Source organism: Mangrovicoccus algicola (assembly GCF_014903745.1).
Lineage (GTDB): Bacteria > Pseudomonadota > Alphaproteobacteria > Rhodobacterales > Rhodobacteraceae > Mangrovicoccus > Mangrovicoccus algicola.
Genome location: NZ_JACVXA010000001.1, coordinates 62,523 through 82,143, shown reverse-complemented (window position 1 = coordinate 82,143; position 19,621 = coordinate 62,523). Strand labels below are relative to the sequence as shown.

The 19,621-nt window shown below is 69.6% G+C and carries 15 protein-coding genes and 1 pseudogene; 1 reads left to right on the top strand and 15 read right to left on the bottom strand.

What is annotated here, in order from left to right; translation table 11 throughout:
• From ICN82_RS21205 to ICN82_RS00375, 4 genes and pseudogenes are all read right to left on the bottom strand, one after another.
• Window positions 1–444: pseudogene (locus ICN82_RS21205) on the bottom strand (TRAP transporter small permease); the annotation flags it as partial.
• Between the two features lie 148 nt (window positions 445–592).
• A complete protein-coding gene (locus tag ICN82_RS00385; protein ID WP_193178839.1) occupies window positions 593–1,561 on the bottom strand; it encodes a TRAP transporter substrate-binding protein in 969 nt (322 codons plus the stop codon).
• Window positions 1,562–2,581: 1,020 nt separating this feature from the next.
• Window positions 2,582–4,225 (bottom strand): flavin monoamine oxidase family protein, encoded by a 1,644-nt coding sequence (locus tag ICN82_RS00380; protein WP_193178838.1) that lies wholly within the window; start codon window positions 4,223–4,225, stop codon window positions 2,582–2,584.
• Window positions 4,226–4,306: 81 nt separating this feature from the next.
• Window positions 4,307–5,572, bottom strand: coding sequence for an NAD(P)/FAD-dependent oxidoreductase (locus tag ICN82_RS00375; protein WP_193178837.1), 1,266 nt, complete (start codon window positions 5,570–5,572; stop codon window positions 4,307–4,309).
• A 141-nt stretch (window positions 5,573–5,713) separates the two neighbouring features.
• On the opposite strand from ICN82_RS00375, the gene ICN82_RS00370 reads away from it, so the two are divergent.
• Complete coding sequence (locus tag ICN82_RS00370; RefSeq protein ID WP_193178836.1) at window positions 5,714–6,643, top strand: LysR substrate-binding domain-containing protein; 930 nt, start codon at window positions 5,714–5,716, stop codon at window positions 6,641–6,643.
• A gap of 8 nt (window positions 6,644–6,651) precedes the next feature.
• Here the strand turns inward: ICN82_RS00370 and ICN82_RS00365 are convergent, their stop codons facing one another.
• From ICN82_RS00365 to ICN82_RS00315, 11 genes are all read right to left on the bottom strand, one after another.
• Window positions 6,652–6,903 carry a GlsB/YeaQ/YmgE family stress response membrane protein gene (locus ICN82_RS00365; protein ID WP_193178835.1) on the bottom strand — a complete coding sequence of 84 codons (252 nt, stop codon included), beginning with the start codon at window positions 6,901–6,903 and terminating at the stop codon, window positions 6,652–6,654.
• A gap of 155 nt (window positions 6,904–7,058) precedes the next feature.
• Window positions 7,059–9,089 carry a M3 family metallopeptidase gene (locus ICN82_RS00360; RefSeq protein WP_193178834.1) on the bottom strand — a complete coding sequence of 677 codons (2,031 nt, stop codon included), beginning with the start codon at window positions 9,087–9,089 and terminating at the stop codon, window positions 7,059–7,061.
• Between the two features lie 73 nt (window positions 9,090–9,162).
• Window positions 9,163–10,278 (bottom strand): HesA/MoeB/ThiF family protein, encoded by a 1,116-nt coding sequence (locus tag ICN82_RS00355; RefSeq protein ID WP_193178833.1) that lies wholly within the window; start codon window positions 10,276–10,278, stop codon window positions 9,163–9,165.
• Window positions 10,279–10,439: 161 nt separating this feature from the next.
• Entirely contained in the window at window positions 10,440–10,658 is a 219-nt protein-coding gene (locus tag ICN82_RS00350) for a formate dehydrogenase subunit delta (RefSeq protein ID WP_193178832.1), read from the bottom strand.
• 1 nt (window position 10,659) lies between these two features.
• Window positions 10,660–11,466: a formate dehydrogenase accessory sulfurtransferase FdhD gene (fdhD, locus tag ICN82_RS00345; protein ID WP_193178831.1), complete on the bottom strand. Its 807-nt coding sequence runs from the start codon at window positions 11,464–11,466 to the stop codon at window positions 10,660–10,662.
• The gene (gene fdhF / locus ICN82_RS00340) at window positions 11,466–14,384 is read right to left on the bottom strand and encodes a formate dehydrogenase subunit alpha (RefSeq protein WP_193178830.1); all 2,919 of its coding nucleotides are present in this window, start codon (window positions 14,382–14,384) and stop codon (window positions 11,466–11,468) included. Before fdhF ends, fdhD begins: the two co-directional genes overlap by 1 nt.
• Window positions 14,381–15,904 carry a formate dehydrogenase beta subunit gene (locus tag ICN82_RS00335; RefSeq protein ID WP_193178829.1) on the bottom strand — a complete coding sequence of 508 codons (1,524 nt, stop codon included), beginning with the start codon at window positions 15,902–15,904 and terminating at the stop codon, window positions 14,381–14,383. The genes fdhF and ICN82_RS00335 overlap by 4 nt, the downstream gene beginning before the upstream one ends.
• The gene (locus tag ICN82_RS00330) at window positions 15,901–16,377 is read right to left on the bottom strand and encodes a formate dehydrogenase subunit gamma (RefSeq protein ID WP_193178828.1); all 477 of its coding nucleotides are present in this window, start codon (window positions 16,375–16,377) and stop codon (window positions 15,901–15,903) included. The genes ICN82_RS00335 and ICN82_RS00330 overlap by 4 nt, the downstream gene beginning before the upstream one ends.
• A 120-nt stretch (window positions 16,378–16,497) precedes the next feature.
• Entirely contained in the window at window positions 16,498–17,700 is a 1,203-nt protein-coding gene (gene coaBC, locus ICN82_RS00325) for a bifunctional phosphopantothenoylcysteine decarboxylase/phosphopantothenate--cysteine ligase CoaBC (RefSeq protein ID WP_193178827.1), read from the bottom strand.
• Window positions 17,701–17,919: 219 nt separating this feature from the next.
• Window positions 17,920–18,717, bottom strand: coding sequence for a ChaN family lipoprotein (locus ICN82_RS00320; protein WP_193178926.1), 798 nt, complete (start codon window positions 18,715–18,717; stop codon window positions 17,920–17,922).
• A gap of 14 nt (window positions 18,718–18,731) precedes the next feature.
• Entirely contained in the window at window positions 18,732–19,610 is an 879-nt protein-coding gene (locus ICN82_RS00315) for an RNA polymerase factor sigma-32 (protein ID WP_193178826.1), read from the bottom strand.
• Window positions 19,611–19,621 lie beyond the last annotated feature (11 nt).

The window sequence follows — 19,621 nt, the reverse complement described above, 5'->3', positions numbered from 1 at the left end:
CAGCGCGTCGATCACGGCGATGGCCAGAAGGACCGCGCCCGCCGCCATGGCCAGCTGCGGGATCCACAGCGGCGTGCCGTCCTGGCCCTGGCTGACATCGTTGATCCGGTGGCTGAGCAGCGGCGCCTTCACCGCGTACCAGGCGAAGAACACCGCCACGGCGGCGGCGACGGTATAGCACCAGATCTCCAGCGCGCGGCGCAGGGGCCCGGCGCGTTCGACCAGCATGCCGACGCGGATATGCTCGTTGCGCCGGAACGTGTCGGCCAGCGCCAGGAAGGAGGCGGTCGCCATCGCGTAGCCCGCGTAATTGGCGCCGCCGGGCAGCAGCACGCCCAGCCAGCGGGTGACCATCTGCGCGACCACCAGGCCCAGGATCGCCAGAAGCGCCAGGGCGGCGCCGATGCCGGAAAGGGCATAGAGCCCGTCGAGGAGGCGACGCATGGAGAGACCCACCTTCACTTTCGCGGCCCTTGCCGGGCCTGTCTTGGTTGCGGCCCTGCCCGCGGCGGGCAGGAGGCCGTGCAGGGACGGACGCGGATGCGCGCCCCGGCCGGGGCCGGGACGCGCCCTGCGGCCGGTGTCCCGGCGGTTACTGCGCCTTGTAGGCCTCGATGATGGCCGTGCCGTCCTCGCCGGTGCTTTCCTGCCATTCGGCGGTCATGGTCTCGCCGATCTCGCCCAGCTTGCCCATGACCGGTTCGGCCGGGGGATTCACGTCCATGCCATGTTCCGCCAGGGTGGCGACGAAGCCGCCGGACAGCTCGGCGGCCTTCTGGGCGCCGCGGGCCTCGGCCTTGGCCGCCTCCTCGGTGACGCAGGCCTGGGCGGAGCCCTCCAGCGCCTCGAATGCCTCGGTATTGACGAAGACGGTGTTGCGCGGCAGCCAGGCCTTCACGTCGTAGAAATTGGTCATGTCCTCCCAGACGCTTTCATCCACGCCGGTGGAGCCCGAGGAGATCATCGAGGAGACCAGCCCGGTGGCCAGCGCCTGTTTCAGGTCCGCCGCCTCGATCTGGGTGGGCACCATGCCCGCCAGTTCGGCGACCCGCGCGGTGATGGAGTTGTAGGCGCGGAACTTCACGCCCTCCATGTCGGCGGGGCTGGCGACGGGCTTGGAGAAATACAGCCCCTGCGGCGGCCATGGCACGGAATACAGGAGCGTCAGGTTCTGTTCGGCCAGCACCTTCGACAGCGTGGGCGCGGCGGCGACGCGCAGCGCCTCGGAGGCCTCGAAGGAGGTGGCGAGGAAGGGAATGGAATCATAGGCGAAGACCGGGTTCTCGTTGGCATGGGCCGACAGCAGCCGCTCGCCGATCTGCGCCTCGCCCAGCTGGACGGCGCGCTTGATCTCGTCGCCCTTGAACAGCGAGCCGCCGGCATGGATCACGATCTCCAGCTCGCCGCCTGTGCAGTCCTTGACCGCATCGGCAAAGGCCTGCGCATTCTCGGTATGGTAGTTGGAGGCCGGGTAGGCGACCGGCATGTCCCAGGTCTCGGCCGCGGCGCCCGTTGCGGTCAGGGCGGTGGCGGCGAGGATCGCGGTTGCGTGGAGCTTCATCTTTTCCCTCTCTGTCGCATCTGCTTTTGCCATTCTCGCCGCGGGCCCGGGCCCGGGCCCTGGCCCGGCGGCGGCGGTGCGGCGAAACTGGCAGATGCGGCCGGGTTTGGGAACGGCCCAATGATGGGTTCGCCATGATCAATTGTCATGGCGGTGCCGCTTTGCCGCATGGGAAGGCGGGCATGGGGTGTCAGGCTAAAGCGACGTTCCTGTCAGGCCGCTGACCCAGATCGCTTCTACCGGGAGGCCGTCATTCGCGCCCGGTGCGGCGGAGGTCGGCAGGGAGCCCGATGTTGCCGGATGCTGCGGAACGCACGAGTGGCTGCTTTCCTGACAGCTCAAAGAGCCCGAGCTTCGATGTATTTGCCGCGTAGAATTGCTAGCACTCCCAACAAGACACTGAATGACATAAGTGGCCATGACAGAGCAAAGAAGAGCTCAGAGCCACTGTTGGGATAAGCAGGCAAGGGTCCCTCCAGCACGGTACATGCGGAGTGACCCCGTGCAAGAATTTCAAAAGTCAGGTGTAAAGAAAACCAAACCTGCCAAAAAATGAAGGGAAAAACCGGAAGGCAGAATAAAACGATATAGCGGGCTCTCGACGACAACCACAAACCGAGTAATGCTATGCTGTAGAGCGCTAGCGAAAGAACTACGCCATACAATCGATCGGCGTCACCTTGCGTACGGGTGCCAGCAACACGCGCGATCACTGTATTGCCTGCTGCAAGGTAGAAGAACGCGATGGAGAGTGGTTGCCATAGTTCCATCGCATGACCCTAGCCCTGCATGCTCGACGAGTATATGTCTCGCACCACAATCAAAAGCGGATGTGCGTGCGCAGACAGCGAATTGGTGCCTTGTCCGCATAGCGGACCTTCGCCTGTCCCGCGTCCAAGCTCCGGTCTGGGTCGGACATGCTCGGCGGTTGGGTCGGGATTGCTTGCGACGGCACGCTGTCGCAACCTGGGGACCCGTATCCTCGTCCCGCCTTCGCGCGGCCTTCGACAGCGGGCGCGCCTAATCCGGCAGCCGCAGCGGTCCCCATTCGGGATAGAGATCGCCCGGCCCCGGATTGGCGGCCGGGGCGGCTCCGCCCAGATGCGTCATGATCCCCCAGACGGCGTTCAGCGCGGTCTGCACCGCGCCTTCCACCCAGGCGGGGGTCCAGCTGACGCCGTCCCCGGCCAGGAACAGCCCGCGTTCCGCCGCGGGCAGCCCGGCTTGCATGAAATGGCCGTAGATGCGGTGGTTGTAGCGGTAATGCCCCGGCAGCGCGCCCTTGAAGGCGCCCAGGAAATTCTCGTCCGCCTCCCAGCTGACGCAGACCGGGCGGCCGCGGATATGCGAGGCGATATCGACGCCGGGATAGATCTTTGACAGCGCCTGCAGCGCCAGTTCGACCCGCCGTTCATCCGACAGCGGCAGCACCTTCAGCGCGTCCGTCATCCACGAATAGCTCAGGCAGATCACCGCCGGCCGGCCGGGACCGTTATCGAAGAAATAGGTGCCGCGGGTCAGCCGGTCGGTCAGGGTCATCGACATCACCGGCCGCCCGGTCGCCGGGTCGATATCCTTCCAGAAGGGGCGGTCGACCAGCACGAAGGTCTTGGCCGCCTGCATGTAGCGCGTGCGGTCCAGCGCCATCCACAGCTTCTGCCCGAACAGCGCCTCCTCGACCTCGATCGCGGTGGTCAGCAGATGCGTCTGGCAGGTGGCCAGCACCGCGGCATAGTCGGTCTCGTTGCCCCATTGATCGGTCAGCCGGATCGCCTCGCCGGCCCGTGCCAGCCGCGTCACCCGGCTGCGGGTGGCCCCGCCATTGAGCGAGGCCAGGCTCGTGCCCTCGGGCCAGTGGGCAGAGGGGATCGGCGCCTGCCACAGCCGCCGCAGCATCTGCTGCACCCCGCCCTCGACGAAGCGCTGGTCGTCGTCGAGGCCAAGGAGGTTGACCCGCAGGATCTCCAGCATCGAGTTGGGGAAGTCGCTGTCCCAGCCGCCGGTGCCGAAGCCCACCTGCCCGAACACCTCGCGATGGCGGAAACCCAGCCTCTGGAAGGCCTCGGAATGGGCGACGAAATCATAGAAGGTGCGCTCGTCCCAGGCCGATACCAGCGGGTCCCACAGGTCCTTGATCCGCGCCCGGTCCCTGGCGCGGATCGCCGCCTGCAATTCCGGGAAATGCGCCTGCCCGGCCAGCGCCGCGTCATAGGCACGGGCGATCTCGGCATAAAGCGGCGGGAGGTCGGCGAGGCTCCGGGCGAAATGGGTCTCGCCCTCCAGGTCGATGACGGTCGAGCCGGCGGCGGCGCTCAGCGGGTTGGGGAAGGGCCGCGTGCGGCAGCCCGCGAGGTCGAGATAGTGGTAGAACCCGCTGGAGGAGACCGGGAAGCGCATCCCGCCCAGTTCGGCGACGATCCCGTCCGTGCCCTCGAAGACCCGGCTGCGCAGCCGCCCGCCGAATTCGGCGGATTCGTGGATCACCGGGCGCAGGCCCAGCCGCATCAGCTCGATCCCCGCGATGATCCCCGCCGCCCCCGCGCCGATCACCGCCACCTCGGTGCCCAGCATGTCGCGCGGGATGGTGCCGGTGCCCGCGGGATGCGTGACCCAGGCGGTATGGTCGAAGGGGAAATCGGGGCCGAAGGCGGTCAGGCGGGACATCGGGACTCCTGCTGTCTGCGGGACGGGGCAAGTATCGGCGGGGCGGGGCGGCGGCGTCCAGCCCGCCGCCTGCCGCAGGGCTCAGGCGAAGCGGCCGGGGCGGAAGGGCGCGGGATCGACCGGCGGTGCGCGCCCGGCAATGCCCGCCGCGGTCAGCTCGGCCGTCATCGGCGCGGCATTCAGCCCGACATGGCCGTGGCCGAAAGCGTGATGCACGCCCTCGATGCGGCTTGCCGCGCCGATCACCGGCAGCCCGTCGGGGGTGGAGGGGCGGTTGCCCTGCCAGCGGGTCATCGCCGCACCGCCCGGATCCCCGGCGAGCGCGGGAAACATCGAGAGCGCCGCGCGGCGCAGGATCTCGGCGCGGCGCCAGTCGGGCGCGGCGCGGGCGGTGGCGAATTCCACCTGTCCCGCGACGCGCAGCGCCCCGGCAGTGCGCACCACCGCGACCTTCAGATCCTGCGGCATCAGGGGCATCGGCAGATCGGGCAGCGCCCCGGGGAAGGCCACGTGATAGCCGCGCTCGGCCTCCAGCGGCACCCGGTCCCCGGCCTGCCGCGCCAGCGCCGCCGCCCCGATCCCCGCGGCGATCACCGCGCGGTCGCAGGCCAGATCGCCCGCGCTGGTGCGGATCGCCGCCAGCCGCCCGGCCTCGGTGACGAATCCCGTGGCCCTTGCCGTCATGTGGATCATGCCCTGCGCGCGGCAGGCGGCGGCGATGGCGGCGACATAGGCGCCGGGATCGGTGCTGTGATGGCCGCCGGGCAGGATCACGCCGAACCCGTAGCGCGGCGCCAGCCCCGGCACCGCCTGCGCCAGCGCATCGCCCGCGATCTCGCGGGTCTCCAGCCCGTGCCGGCGCCGCAGCTCCCAGCCGAAGCCCTCGGCCAGCCAGTCGGCGCGGGAGGGGTAGAGATAAAGCAGCCCGGCATGGCGCACCAGCTCTGCCCGGCCGATCCGCGCGGCCAGCGCCACATGCCGTCCCGGCGCGTCCCCGAGCAGCGCGGCCAGCGCGGCGGCGGTGCGGGTGACGCGGGCCTGCGTGGCCCCGGCGGCGAGAAACCGCAGCAGCCAGGGCGCCAGCCGCGGCAGGTGCCGCGCGCGCACGGTCAGCGGCCCGGAGGGGTCGGCGAGGAATCCCGGCACCCGGCGCCAGAGCCCCGGCATCGACATCGGCAGGATCGAGGCCGGGCTGATGAAGGCGCCATTGCCGAAGCTGGCCGCCTGTTCCCCGCCGAACGGACCCGGCTCCACCAGCGTCACGCGGTGCCCGTCGCGCAGCAGCGCCTCCGCCGTGGCGGTGCCGACGATGCCGCCGCCGATCACCGCGACATGCTGTCCTGTCATTGCCGCCTCTCCGATGCGATGACGCCCGCGCATGGCCATTCGGGCGGCGGGGGCCGGGACGGTCCCGTCCTGCAAGGAGTCTGCCAGAATTGCCTTTTGCCGCGAACTGGAGAAAATCTCAGCGCAGAATGACATCCGCTCATGCCGGGGACCAAGACGATGCGCCGATTCCTGCCCTCCCATACCGCCCTTCAGGCCTTCGAATCCGCCGCCCGCTACATGAGCTTCACCAAGGCGGCGGAGGATCTGTCGATCACCCAGAGCGGGGTCAGCCGCCAGATCGCCAACCTGGAGGGCCTTCTGGGGGTGAAGCTGTTCGAGAGGGTCGGGTCGCGGCTGGTCCTGACCGACGCGGCGCGCGGCTATCTGCCCGAGATCACCGCCGCGCTGGACCGCATCGAACAGGCCTCGGTCAGCTGCGTGCGCGGGCGGAGCCTGCAGGAGGCGCTGACCATCGGCATCCATCCCACGCTGGGCGCCCGCTGGCTGACACCGCGGCTGGGCGGGTTCCTGTCCGGAAATCCGGGGGTGCTGATCGAACTGGCCGCGATCACTTCGGAACCGGATCTGTCCGCGGGACGGATCGATGCAGCCGTGCTGCGCGGCCGGGGGTCCTGGGCCGGGTGCCGGTCGCAGGCGCTGTTTCCGGAATGGCTGGTCGCGGTGGCCGCCGCCGGCGTGATCCCGCCGCAGGGCGCGGGTGTCCTGGATTTCGAGGCGCTGCCGAGCCTGCAGAATGCCAGCCGCCCGGATCTGTGGCTGGCCTGGCTGCGCGGGGCGGGGCGGCGCCATCGCGGCGCGATCCGCGGGCCGCGCTTTGCCCAGAGCGAAATGCTGATCGCCGCCGCGCGGGGCGGGCTCGGCGTCGCGGTGGTGCCCCTGCCCCTGGTGGAGGGGGAGCTGGCCCGCGGCGAACTGGTGACGCCGCTGGGCGAACCGGTGCCGACCGGCGAAAGCTATTGGCTGGTACAGCCGGAGGCGCGGGCAGATGCGCCCGCGCCTCATCGATTTGCCCGCTGGATCCGCGAGGAAGCTCGGCGTTTCCGCCGCAACCACGCCCCTGCGGACTGAATCGCGGGTCAGGCGCGGCGCAGGAAGCGCGCGCCGGCGATCAGGATGCAGGCGCCGATCACCCCGACGATCAGGTTGGCGATGATGCCATAGGCCTGCCAGCCGACGATCATGCCCAAGATCGCGTTCAGGATCACCGCGCCGAGAATGCCGAGAATGATGTTGGTCAGCAGCCCGTGGGATGCGTCCATGATCTGTTCGGCGATCCAGCCTGCGATGGCGCCGATGATGATAGCGAGAAGCCAGCCGATTCCGGCCATGGGGATACCTCCGGTGAGTTTGTCCTGCGCATGGCAGGTTGCGCAGGGTTAACGCGTTCCCCCGTCCTGCGTTCCCGGCCGATGACGCCGGAACCGAAATTTTGTCGGTCCCGGCCTGGCCGGGGGCGATGCCGCCCCCGTGTCCCCCGGCGCGCTCAGGCGGGTTCCGCCATCAGCCCGCGCCCGCGCAGCAGCGGCTCGGGGCCGGGCATCCGGCCGCGGAAGGCGGCGTAGAGATCGGCCGCCTCCGCCGTTCCGCCGACGGAGAGGATATGGCGTTCCAGGCTGCGGGCCCGCTCCGGATCGAAGGCATTGCCGGTTTCCAGGAAGGCGTCGAAGGCATCGGCATCCATGACCTCGGACCACATGTAGCTGTAATAGCCCGCGGAATAGCCGTCGCCCGAGAAGACATGGGCGAAATGCGGCGTCGCGTGACGCATGGTGATCGCCCGCGGCAGGCCCAGCCCGTCGAGGATCTCCCTCTGCCGGGCCATGATGTCGGCGGGGGCCGGGCCGGAATGGAACTCCAGGTCCACGAGCGCCGAGGCGAGGTATTCCACGGTGGCAAAGCCCTGGTCGAAATTCTTCGCCGCCAGCAGCCGGTCGAGCATCTCGGCCGGCATCGGCATGCCGGTTTCGGCATGGGTGGCGAATTCGGTTAGCACCTCGGGGACTTCCAGCCAGTGTTCGTAAAGCTGGCTGGGCAGTTCCACGAAATCGCGCGCCACCGAGGTTCCCGAGACCGAGGGATAGGTCACGTCCGACAGGATCTGGTGCAGCGCGTGGCCGAATTCGTGGAACAGCGTGCGCGCATCGTCATAGCTCAGCAGCGCGGGGCGCCCGGCCTGCGGCTTGGCGAAGTTGCAGACATTGACGACGATGGGGCGGATCTCGGCCTCCAGCTTCTGCTGGTCGCGGATGGTCGAACACCAGGCGCCGGAGCGTTTCGAGCCGCGGGCGAAGTAGTCGCCGATGAACACCCCCATGTGGCGTCCGTCGCGGGTCACCTCCCAGGCGCGGCAATCGGGGTGGTAGAGCGGGACGTCCAGCCTGCGGAACGCCAGCCCGAACAGCCGGCCGGCACAGGCAAAGGCGGCCTCGATCATCCGGTCGAGCTGCAGGTAGGGTTTCAGCGCGGCCTCGTCGAGGTCATGTTCGGCGGCGCGGCGCTTCTCGGCATAGTAGCGCCAGTCCCAGGGTTCCAGCGCGCCATTCACCCCGTCCTCCCGCATCATCCGCGCCAGGACCTCGGCATCGGCCTCGGCCTGGGCCCGGGCCGGGGCCCAGACCTGCATCAGCAGGTCGCGGACCGCCTCCGGCGTGCCGGCCATCTGGGTCTCCAGCTTGAAGGCGGCAAAGCTGTCATGGCCCAGCAGGCGGGCCCGTTCCTCGCGCAGCGCCAGGATCTCGGCGGCAATGGCGCGGTTGTCGGTGTCCCCCCCGGTCTCGCCGCGGCCGGCCCAGGCGCGGAAGGCGGTTTCGCGCAGGTCGCGGCGCGGGCTGAATTGCAGGAAGGGCGTGATCAGCGAGCGCGACAGCGTGATGACCGGCCCGTCCCGGCCCTTTTCCTCTCCGGCCGCGCGGGCCGCGGCCTGCACGAAATCGGGCAGCCCCTCCAGATCGGCCTCGGCCAGGGGCATGAACCAGTCGCGTTCGTCCGCCAGGAGGTTCTGGGTGAATTGCGTGCCCAGTACCGCCAGCCGCGCGGTGATCGCCGCCAGCCGCTCGCGGTCGGCGCCTTCCAGAAGCGCGCCGGAGCGCACGAAGCTGCGCCGCGTCAGCATCAGCAGCCGCGCCTGTTCGGCATCCAGATCCAGCGTGCCGCGCGTCTGCCACAGCGCATCGACCCGGGCGAACAGCGCGGCATTCATCGACACTTCCGACGAATAGGCCGCCAGTTCGGGGGAGAAGTCGCGCATCAGCGCCTCGCGCGCGGGGTTGCTGTCGGCGCCCGAGAGGTTGAAGAACACGCCCAGCACCCGGTTCAGCAGCCGGTCGGCCCGCTCCAGCGCCTCGATCGTGTTGGCGAAGCTGGCCGGTTCGGGGTTCTCCGCGATCCGGGCGATGGCCGCACGCGACTGTGCCAGCGCCGCGTCGAAGGCGGGGCGGAACTGGTCATCCGTGATCCGCGCGAAGGGCGGCAGCCCGAATTCGGTGGTCCAGTCCTCGGTCAGCGCATTGGTCATGGGAGGGCTCCTTTCGCGGCAAGGCTATGCCCGCCGCGCGCCGGTGGCGAGGGGGGGCGGAAAATTTCCGGTCTCATGCGCCCCGGCCGTCGCAGCAGGGGCAGTCGGGCCGGGGGGACAGGCGCAGCGTGCGGGTCTCGCCCCAGAGCCCGTCATAGAGGATCATCTCGCCGCGCAGGGTCCGGCCCGCCCCGGCGACGTGTTTCAGCGCCTCCACCGCCATCATCGTGCCGATCACGCCGGGCAGGGGGCCGATCACCCCGGCCTCGGCACAGGACGGCACCAGTCCCGGCGCGGGGGCCTCGGGGAAGACGCATTCATAGCAGGGGCCGCCGCGGGCGGGGTCGAACAGGCTCAGCTGGCCTTCCCACTGGGTAATGGCGCCCGAGATCAGCGGCACGGCCAGTTCGGTGCAGGTCCGGTTGACCAGGTAGCGCGTGGCGAAATTGTCGGTCCCGTCCAGCACCAGGTCGTATTGCGCGAAAACTTCCCGCGCGGTCTGCGTGTCCAGACGGCGGTGATAGGGGCGGATGCGGATATGCGGGTTGAGCGCGCGCAGCGCGGCCTGCGCCGAGAAGACCTTGGGCATGCCGGTGCGGTCGGTCGCATGGATGATCTGGCGGTGCAGGTTCGAGACATCGACCACGTCATCATCGATCACCCCGATCGTGCCGATGCCCGCGGCGGCGAGATACTGCAGCGCCGGCGCCCCCAGCCCGCCCGCGCCGATCACCAGCACCCTGGCCCGGCGGAAGGCGGTCTGCCCCGGCCCGCCGATCTCGCGCAGCAGGATATGGCGCATGTAGCGGTCCAGTTCCGCATCCGACATCGGCGCCTCGGGGTCGAAGCTGTCCGGTTCCGGTTCCGGGGCGGATTGCGGGGCGGGGGCGGGAATGGGGGCGGATTGCGGCCGGGGGACCGGTCCGGCGTCGCGGCGATGGCGCGCGCGCAGCAGGGCCAGCCCTTTCGCATAGCCCGCCACGAGCAGCGCGCAGGCGCCGAGGAACAGCCAGGCTTCGGGCGGCCCGCCCAGCATCCGGCGCAGCGCGGTCCCCGGCGGCAGCAGGATCAGCAGCGCGACGCAAAGCAGGTAGAGCAGCCCGATCATCAGCCAGCGGGCATTGCCCGGCAGGCCCGCGGCCCGTCCGGCCAGCCAGATCGCGGCGGCGCCGAGCGCAAAGGGGATCATGGCGCCAGCTCCGGCGCGGGGCGTCTCAGGGGCATCGGGTCGGGGTCATCGGGCGGGCCTTTCCGGACCGGGGACGGGGACGGTTCCCTGTCTGGACCCGGCAGGCGGCGCATTCAATGGGTGATTGCGCCCGGCCCCCTCACGGCCCCGCTAGCGCGCCCTCATCCGGCCGGAATCCGCATCAGCCCGGCCGCCTCGCGGGCCAGCGGCACCAGCCCGGCCCCCCCGGCCTCGGCATGGCGCGCCAGCTGCAGCCGCATGCGCGGTTCCCAGAAATCGCTGATATGGTCGGCGACGCGCTGCGCCTGGTCGTTTCCCTTCTGCGTGGCGAAGAAGGCGGCGATCTGGTTGGCCATCATGACCATCTTTTCCGGTGTCATGTCAGTCCTCGCCTGCGATCCGTCCGGGGTGGCTGTAGATGTCGTAGCCGTCGCCGCGGGCAAAGGCGGCGACGCTCAGCCCGGCCTCGCGCGCCAGGCCGAGCGCGGTGGCCGTGGGCGCCGAGACGGCGATCAGCACCGGCGATCCGGCCATCACCGTCTTCTGCACCATCTCGACCGAGACGCGGCTGGTCAGCACCACCGCGCCCGCGGCCGGGTCGGTGCCCTGCCGGACCAGCGCGCCGATCAGCTTGTCCAGCGCGTTGTGGCGCCCGACATCCTCGCGCGCGCAGGTGATGCCGCGCCCGGGTTCCAGGAACCCGGCGGCATGGACCGCCCGGGTCTGGTCATGCAGCGGCTGGTGGCGGCGCAGCGCCTCGGTCGCGCCCGCCACCTCGGCCGCCGTCACCTGCCAGGCCGGGTCGCGCAGGACCGGCAGCGGCCGCAGCGCCTGGTCCAGGCTGTCGATCCCGCACAGGCCGCAGCCCACCGGGCCCAGCATCGCGCGGCGCCGGGCCTTTACCTCGGCGGAGCGGTCGGCGGCCAGCCAGAACCGCGCCTCGATCCCGGCCCCGTGCTCCACCACCTCGAACCCGGCGATATCCTGCGGCCCGCCCAGGATGCCTTCGCTGAGCGCGAAACCCAGGGCGAAATCCTCGATATCGGCGGGGGTGGCCATCATCACCGCCTGGGTGGCGCCGTCGAAGGTGATCGCGACCGGCGTCTCCTCGGGCAGGGACCGGGAGATATCCGCCCTTGTCCCGCCGCGACGGGCGGAGCCGGGCAGGCTGCGGACCGGTTTGGCCATCACTCCGCCGCCGGGAGGATGCGCCGCGATTTCGCGGCCTGGGCGCTGTATTCCTCCTGCCAGTCGCTGGGCCCGTTGGAGGGCAGGACCTGCACGGCGGTCACCTTGTATTCGGGGCAGTTCGTCGCCCAGTCGGAAAAATCGGTCGTGATCACGTTGGCCTGCGTGTCGGGATGGTGGAAGGTGGTATAGACGACGCCCGGCATCATGCGGTCGCTGATCCGCGCGCGCAACGTGGTTTCGCCCGAGCGCGAGGCCAGCCTGATCCAGTCGCCATCCTTCACCCCGCGGTTTTCCGCATCCGAGGCGTGGATTTCCAGCACGTCTTCCCCGTGCCAGACGGTATTGCCGGTGCGCCGCGTCTGGGCCCCGACATTGTACTGGCTGAGGATCCGCCCCGTGGTCAGCAGGAGCGGGAAGCGCGGCCCGGTGCGTTCCTCGGTCGCCACGTATTCTGTGATGATGAACCGTCCCTTGCCGCGCACGAACCCGTCCACATGCATCAGGGGCGTGCCCTCGGGGCTGGCCTCGTTGCAGGGCCACTGGACGGATCCCTTCTCGTCCAGCATCTCGTAGGTGACATTGGCGAAGCTGGGCGTGGTCGCCGCGATTTCCGCCATGATCTCGGAGGGATGGCGGTAATTCCAGTCGGCCCCCATCGCGCGGGCCAGCATCTGGGTGACCTCCCAGTCCTCATGGCCGTTGCGGGGCGCCATCACCTTGCGCACCATGTTGATGCGGCGTTCCGCGTTGGTGAAGGTGCCGTTCTTCTCCAGGAAGGACGAACCCGGCAGGAAGACATGGGCGTAATTCGCGGTCTCGTTCAGGAACAGGTCATGGACGATGACGCAGTCCATCGCCGCCAGCCCCGCGGCCACGTGTTTCGTGTCCGGGTCGGATTGCAGGATGTCCTCGCCCTGGCAATAGAGCCCCCGGAACGTGCCGTTGACGGCGGCATCCAGCATGTTGGGAATGCGCAGCCCCGGCTCGGGGTCGATGGTGACGCCCCAGGCCTCCTCGAAGATCTTGCGGACCTCGGGCAGTTTCACATGGCGGTAGCCCGGCAGTTCATGCGGGAAGCTGCCCATGTCGCAGGAGCCCTGGACGTTGTTCTGGCCCCGCAGCGGGTTCACCCCCACGCCCGGCCGCCCGATATTGCCGGTCAGCATGGCGAGGTTGGCGATGCCCATCACGGTGGTGGAGCCCTGGCTGTGCTCGGTCACGCCCAGCCCGTAATAGATCGCGCCATTGCCGCCCGTGGCGAACAGCCGGGCCGCCGCGCGCAGCTCTGCCGCCGGGACGCCGGTCAGCATCTCGGTGGCTTCGGGGGAATGGCGCGGGTCCGAGACGAATTCCGCGTAATCCCGGAACTCCTCCGCGTCGCAGCGCTCGCGGATGAAGGCCGCGTCCTGCAGCCCCTCGGTGACGATGACATGGGCCAGGCTGGTGACGACGGCGACATTGGTGCCGGGGCGCAGGGGCAGGTGATGCGCGGCGCGGATATGGGCCGATTTCACCAGGTCGATGCGGCGCGGATCGATGACGATCAGCCGGGCGCCCTGGCGCAGCCGTTTCTTCAGCCGCGAGGCAAAGACCGGGTGGCCGTCCGTGGGGTTGGCGCCGATGACGATGACCACGTCCGTATGCTCGACCGAGTCGAAATCCTGCGTGCCCGCCGAGGTGCCGAAGGTCTGGCCCAGCCCGTAGCCGGTGGGCGAATGGCAGACCCGCGCGCAGGTATCGGTGTTGTTGTTGAGGAACACGCCGCGGGCCAGTTTCTGCACCAGATAGGTTTCCTCGTTGGTGCAGCGGCTGGAGGTGATGACGCCGATGGAGCGGCGGCCGTGCCGTTCCTGGATGCCCTTCAGGCGGTCCGCGGCAAAGCGCATCGCCTCGTCCCAGCCGACCTCGCGCCAGGGATCCTCGATGCGCTCGCGGATCATCGGGTTGAGGATGCGGTCGGCATGCGCGGCGTAGCCATAGGCGAACCGGCCCTTGACGCAGCTATGGCCGCGATTGGCCTTGCCGTGTTTCCACGGCACCATGCGCACCAGGTCGTCGCCGTTCAGCTCCGCCTTGAAGGAACAGCCGACGCCGCAATAGGCGCAGGTCGTCACGACCGAGCGGTCCGGCGTGCCCAGGTCGCGCACGGAATTTTCCTGAAGCGTCGCGGTCGGACAGGCCTGCACGCAGGCGCCGCAGCTGACGCAATCCGAGGACAGGAAATTGTCCGTCGCCGCCCCGGCCGAGACCCGGCTGTCGAAGCCGCGCCCCTCGATCGTCAGGGCGAATGTCCCCTGCACCTCCTCGCAGGCGCGCACGCAGCGCGAGCAGACGATGCATTTGGACGGGTCATAGGTGAAATACGGGTTCGATGTGTCCTTCGCGATGTAGCGGAAGTTGCCCGGCCCCGCGCGGCGGTCGGCCTCGGCCTTCGACAGCGCGCCGGTCCCCGTGGGGTCGAAATGGTTTGCCCCGCTGTCATAGCGGACGTCGCGCAGCCCGACCATGCCGGCCATGTCCTGCAATTCGCAATCGCCATTCGCCGAACAGGTGAGGCAGTCCAGCGGGTGATCGGAGATATAGAGCTCCATCACCCCCTTGCGGATCTTCTTCACCTTGGCGCTCTGGGTGTGGACCTTCATCCCCGGCGCGACCGGGGTGGTGCAGGAGGCGGGCGTGCCGCGGCGGCCCTCGATTTCCACGACGCAGAGACGGCAGGACCCGAAGGCCTCGACGCTGTCGGTCGCGCAGAGCTTGGGGATCTTCAGCCCCGCCAGCATCGCGGCGCGCATCACCGAGGTATGTTCCGGCACCGTGACCTCGACCCCGTCGATGCTCAGCGTGACCGGCTTGCCGTCGCGGGCGGGTGTGCCCAGATCGGCATCGGTGTCCCACGGGATGATGAAATCCTTCATTCGGCGGCCTCCCTGGCGGCGGGGACGAAATCTTCGGGGAATTGCTTCAGCGCGGACATGACGGGGAAGGGGGTGAAGCCCCCGAGCGCGCAGAGCGATCCGTCCTTCATGGTCTCGCACAGATCGGTCAGGAGCGGGATGGCGGCGGCGTCGCCGCGGGCGATCCGGTCGATGGTCTCGACGCCGCGCACGGCGCCGATGCGGCAGGGCGTGCATTTCCCGCAGCTTTCCACGGCGCAGAACTCCATCGCGAAACGTGCCATGCCCAGCATGTCGGTCGTGTCGTCGAATACCACGATCCCGGCATGGCCGATCAGCGCCTCCTTGCGGTCGAATTCCTCGTAGCCGAAGGGCGTGTCGAATTTCGCGGGCGCCAGATAGGCGCCGAGCGGACCGCCGACCTGCACCGCCTTGACCGGGCGGCCCGACGCGGTGCCGCCGGCGATGTCATTGACCAGCGTGCCCAGCTCCATGCCGAAGGCGGTCTCGAACAGGCCGCCGCGCCTGACATTGCCCGCGATCTGGATCGGCATCGTGCCCTTGGAGCGGCCGAGCCCGAAATCGGCGTAGAACTGCGCGCCCTTCTCGAAGATCACCGGCACGGTTGCCAGCGACAGCACGTTGTTGACCACGGTGGGCTTGCCCATGAAGCCTTCGAGCGCCGGAAGCGGCGGCTTGGCGCGGACCACGCCGCGCTTGCCCTCCAGCGAATTCAGGAGCGACGTCTCCTCGCCGCAGACATAGGCCCCGGCGCCAATGCGCAGCTCCATGTCGAAGGCGGGACCGGTGCCCAGCACGCGCGGCCCGAGAATCCCCGCCTTCTGCGCCGCCGCGATGGCCCGGCGCATGATCGCGTTGGCCTGGGGGTATTCCGAGCGCGAATAGATGTAGCCGCGGGTCGCCCCGGTCGCGAGCCCGGCGATCACCATGCCCTCGATCAGGGTGAAGGGGTCGCCTTCCATGATCATGCGGTCGGCGAAGGTGCCGCTATCGCCCTCGTCGGCATTGCAGATGATGTATTTCCGGTCGGCCTTCGCCAGCCGCACCGTGTCCCACTTGATCCCGGTGGGGAAGCCCGCGCCGCCGCGGCCGCGCAGGCCGGAGGTCTTGACCTCGTCGACGATTGTTTCGCCGGACATGCCAAGCGCGCGGCGCAGCCCGGCCAGCCCGCCATGCGCCTCGTAATCGGCAAGGCTCAGCGGATCGGTGATGCCGCAGCGCGCGAAGGTCAGGCGGGTCTGCCGCGCCATCCAGGGCAGCGCCTCGACCGGCCCCAGCGCCTTCGGACCGCCGCGGTCGAAGACCTGCGCCGCCTCGGAGGGCAGGAGCGGGCCGAAGCCCATGCGGCCCTCCGGCGTCTCCACCTCCACCAGCGGTTCCAGCCAGACCATGCCGCGGCTGCCGTTGCGGATGATCTCGGCCGCGACGCCGCGCGATGCGGCCTCGGCGGCGATGGCCTCGGCGACCTGATCGGCGCCGAGCGCGCGGGCGGCGCTGTCGAGGGGGACATAGATCCTCATGCGCCCGCCTCCTTCAGGATCGCGTCCATCCGGTCGCCGTCGACCCGGCCATGCAGCCTGTCGCCGATCATCACGGCGGGCGCGCAGGCGCAGAGCCCGAGGCAATAGACCGGCTCCACCGTGACATTGCCATTGGCTGTGGTGCCGTGCCAGTCGAGGCCCAGCCTGGCCAGCGTCGCCTCGGCCAGCGCATTGGCGCCCATCGACTGGCAGGCCTCTGCGCGGCAGATCTTCAGCACGTGACGCCCGGCCGGGGCCTTGCGGAAATCATGGTAGAAGGACATCACGCCATGCACCTCGGCGCGGGTGATGTTCAGGGCCTCGGCGATCGGCTGGATCGCCATCTCGGGCACATGCCCGAACACGTCCTGCAGCGCGTGGAAGATCGGCAGAAGCGGACCTTCCAGATGCAGGGACTCGTGGATCAGCGCGTCAATCTCTTCTGCCGTTGGCTGCGGGAAATCCCGTGGCATGCAGTCCTCCCAATCGCTCGCGATGCCGCCATCTTGGGGGGAAGGAATTTGCCGGATCAATATCGGCTTTCCGTCAATTGATCGGATTTCCCTATCAGCCGGTCCGGCCGCGGGGGGAGGTCAGCCCGCGGCGATCGCCTCGGCGATGCGCTGCGCCAGGCGGCGGGCGACCTCGTCCTTGGCCAGGCGCGGCCAGGTCTCGGCGCCGTCGGCGGTGATCAGGGTCACGGCATTCTCGGTCCCGCCCATGATGCCGGTGGCGGGCGAGACGTCATTGGCCAGGATCCAGTCGCAGCCCTTGCGCAGCCGCTTGGCCGTGGCATGGGCGACCACCTCGTCCGTCTCGGCGGCAAAGCCGATGACCAGCCCCGGCCGGGCCGGGCCGGGGGCGGAGATCTCGCGCAGGATGTCGGGGTTCTCGGCGAAGTCCAGCGCCGGGGCGCGGCCGCTGCCATCCTTCTTCATCTTCGATCCGCTGGCATTCGCGACGCGCCAGTCGGCCACGGCGGCGGCCATCACCGCGGCATCGGCAGGCAGGGCGGCGCGGGCGGCCTCCAGCATCTCGCGCGCGGTCTGCACCCGGATCACCTCCACCCCGGCGGGGGGCGCAACCTCGGCGGGGCCGGTGACGAAGCGGACCCGCGCCCCCAGCGCCGCCAGCGCGGCGGCAATCGCCGTGCCCTGCGCCCCGGAGGAGCGGTTGGCGATGTAGCGGACCGGGTCGATCGGTTCATGCGTCGGCCCCGAGGTGACCAGCACGCTGCGCCCCGCCAGCGGCCGGGGACCGAGCCGCGCGGCGATGGCCTGCAGGATCGCGGCGGGTTCGGCAAGCCGTCCGGGACCGTATTCGCCGCAGGCCATGTCGCCCTCGTCCGGGCCGGTCACGGTGATGCCGTCGGCGCGCAGCTGCGCCAGGTTCCTTTGCGTCGCGGGGTGCTGCCACATGCGGACATTCATCGCCGGCGCGATCAGCACCGGCGTGTCCGTGGCCAGCAGCAGCGTCGTCGCCAGATCGTCGCAGATACCCTGGGCCATGCGCGCCATCAGGCTGGCCGTGGCGGGGGCGACCACCACCAGGTCGGCGACGCGGCTGAGCTGGATATGGCCCATCTCGGCCTCGGCAGTCAGGTCGAACAGGTGGGAATGGACCTTCTCCCCGGCCAGCGCGGCAACGGAAAGCGGCGTGACGAATTCCGCGGCGGCCGGGGTCATCACCGGCGTCACCGCCGCGCCCGCCTTGCGGCACAGCCGGATCAGGTCCAGCGCCTTGTAGGCGGCGATGCCGCCGCCGATGATCAGAAGGATGCGCTTGCCTGCCAGCATGGTAGTGTTGCCCCCGGAAACTCCGGGGGCATCTAAGGTCAGGTTGCGGCCGGAAACAATGGCCGCGGCTCCGGGACCCGCCGGAGTTACCGCCCGGAGCGTCCGAAAAGACGCTCCGTACTCGTTACTCCGCGTAAACTACACGATGGGGCGCCGGTGTCATCCATTTAATATGCATACCGGATATGATATACGTGAATATCATATGTGTACCAGCGTTCAGTCGAAGGCGGCGCAGGGATCCTCGCGCGGGGGGGCCGGCGTGACGATCTCGGCATCGAAGCGGCCCCCGGGGTCCTCCGGCACGGTTTCGGACAACGCGATGGCGGCGACCGGGATCTGCGGCGCGGCGGCGGCAAGGGCAGCGGGAATGCCCCAGTCGCGGCGCACATGGCCGCGCCCGGCGATCACCACCACCGGCGGGCCGTGGCGATCCAGCGCCTCCAGGGCGGTGCGGGCGAAGGCGGCGTCGCGCAGCCGCTGCGCCTCCACCATCCCGGGCAGTATCTCGGCGGGCAGGGCGCCGCAATGAGCCTCGTTCTGCAGGTCCGTTCGCGCGGCCAGCTCCGGCGGCGGGAGCGCATCCTCGAGGCCGTAGCGCCCGGCGGCGGGGCCGAAGGCCGCGGCGGCTCCGTCGGCAATCGCCCGTCGAAGCGCCTCGGCCGGGACCCCGGCGCCAAGCACGGCGGCCCCCGGTGCGGCGGCGAAGATCGGGTAGTACATCGCGAAATCGGGCCATCCCGATCCATCCCAGCCAAGCGCCTCGCGCAGGGCGGGTTCGGTGCGCCCGGTCAGCCCTTCCAGCCGGGCCGCCTGGGCCGGGGACAGCATCTCGAAGACGATCGCGGCGGGGCGAAGCGCGCCGACGATGGCCGCCTGCAATGCGTGATGATGCGGATTGTCATGGGTTTCCCCCAGCAGCACGATCTGCGATCCGCGCGCGGCCTCGAGCGCCGCGGCGGGCGCGGCAGGCGGGGGGCCCTCCGCCCCGGCCGGTGCAGCCGGGGCGAGTGCCAGCAGAAGCGCGGCCGTCAGACGAAATCGCTGAGCGCGACGTTGCGGGCCTCCAGCGAGCGGCGCATCTTGGTGAAGGCGGCCGCTTCGAGCTGGCGCACCCGTTCCTTGGACAGGCCGAGTTCCTGACCCAGGCTCTCCAGCGTGCGGACATCCTCGCGCAGCTTGCGTTCGTGGATGATGAATTTCTCGCGGTCGTTGAGCGCGTCCATCGCCCCCGCCAGGAAGCCGCGCAGATGCTCCGCGTCGCGGTCGCGTTCCACCATGGCCGAGGACTGCCCCGTCTCGTCCTCCAGCGTGTCGATCCATTCGCGCCCGTCCTCGTCGCTGGACTGGGTGGCGTTCAGCGAGAAATCCGATCCCGAGAGCCGCCCTTCCATCATTTCGACGTCATGCAGCGGGACGCCCACCTCGGTGGCGATCATATGGCGCAGCTGGTGGCTGTCCAGCGTCTCGCCGCGCGCCTCCGCCTCGCGTTCCAGCCTGGCCTGCACCCGCCGCAGGTTGAAGAACAGCGATTTCTGCGAGGAGGTCGAGCCGGTGCGCACCATCGACCAGTTGCGCATCACGTAATCCTGAATCGACGCCTTGATCCACCACACCGCGTAGGTGGAGAAGCGCACGCCGCGGTCGGGATCGAACTTGTCGGCGGCCTTCATCAGACCCAGGCTGGCCTCCTGGATCAGGTCGCTCATCGGCGCGCCGTAGCGGCGGAATTTCGAGGCCATGGAGATGGCAAGCCGCATATACGCGGTGATGAGCCGGTGCAGCGCCTGTTCGTCGCGCATGTCGCGCCAGGCATAGGCCAGCTTCAATTCCGTCTCTGCATCGAGTAGTTCGGCTTTCATCGCGCGGCGCGAAAAGCTCTGGTCGGCGGGGATAGCGTCAAGGGCCATGGGCTCGGTCT

Bases quoted from the DNA above. Each gene is read 5' to 3' on its own strand.
- ICN82_RS00385 (WP_193178839.1), bottom strand. From the start codon at position 1,561: ATGAAGCTCCACGCAACCGCGATCCTCGCCGCCACCGCCCTGACCGCA.
- ICN82_RS00380 (WP_193178838.1), bottom strand. From the start codon at position 4,225: ATGTCCCGCCTGACCGCCTTCGGCCCCGATTTCCCCTTCGACCATACC.
- ICN82_RS00375 (WP_193178837.1), bottom strand. From the start codon at position 5,572: ATGACAGGACAGCATGTCGCGGTGATCGGCGGCGGCATCGTCGGCACC.
- ICN82_RS00370 (WP_193178836.1), top strand. From the start codon at position 5,714: ATGCCGGGGACCAAGACGATGCGCCGATTCCTGCCCTCCCATACCGCC.
- ICN82_RS00365 (WP_193178835.1), bottom strand. From the start codon at position 6,903: ATGGCCGGAATCGGCTGGCTTCTCGCTATCATCATCGGCGCCATCGCA.
- ICN82_RS00360 (WP_193178834.1), bottom strand. From the start codon at position 9,089: ATGACCAATGCGCTGACCGAGGACTGGACCACCGAATTCGGGCTGCCG.
- ICN82_RS00355 (WP_193178833.1), bottom strand. From the start codon at position 10,278: ATGATCCCCTTTGCGCTCGGCGCCGCCGCGATCTGGCTGGCCGGACGG.
- ICN82_RS00350 (WP_193178832.1), bottom strand. From the start codon at position 10,658: ATGACACCGGAAAAGATGGTCATGATGGCCAACCAGATCGCCGCCTTC.
- fdhD (WP_193178831.1), bottom strand. From the start codon at position 11,466: ATGGCCAAACCGGTCCGCAGCCTGCCCGGCTCCGCCCGTCGCGGCGGG.
- fdhF (WP_193178830.1), bottom strand. From the start codon at position 14,384: ATGAAGGATTTCATCATCCCGTGGGACACCGATGCCGATCTGGGCACA.
- ICN82_RS00335 (WP_193178829.1), bottom strand. From the start codon at position 15,904: ATGAGGATCTATGTCCCCCTCGACAGCGCCGCCCGCGCGCTCGGCGCC.
- ICN82_RS00330 (WP_193178828.1), bottom strand. From the start codon at position 16,377: ATGCCACGGGATTTCCCGCAGCCAACGGCAGAAGAGATTGACGCGCTG.
- coaBC (WP_193178827.1), bottom strand. From the start codon at position 17,700: ATGCTGGCAGGCAAGCGCATCCTTCTGATCATCGGCGGCGGCATCGCC.
- ICN82_RS00315 (WP_193178826.1), bottom strand. From the start codon at position 19,610: ATGGCCCTTGACGCTATCCCCGCCGACCAGAGCTTTTCGCGCCGCGCG.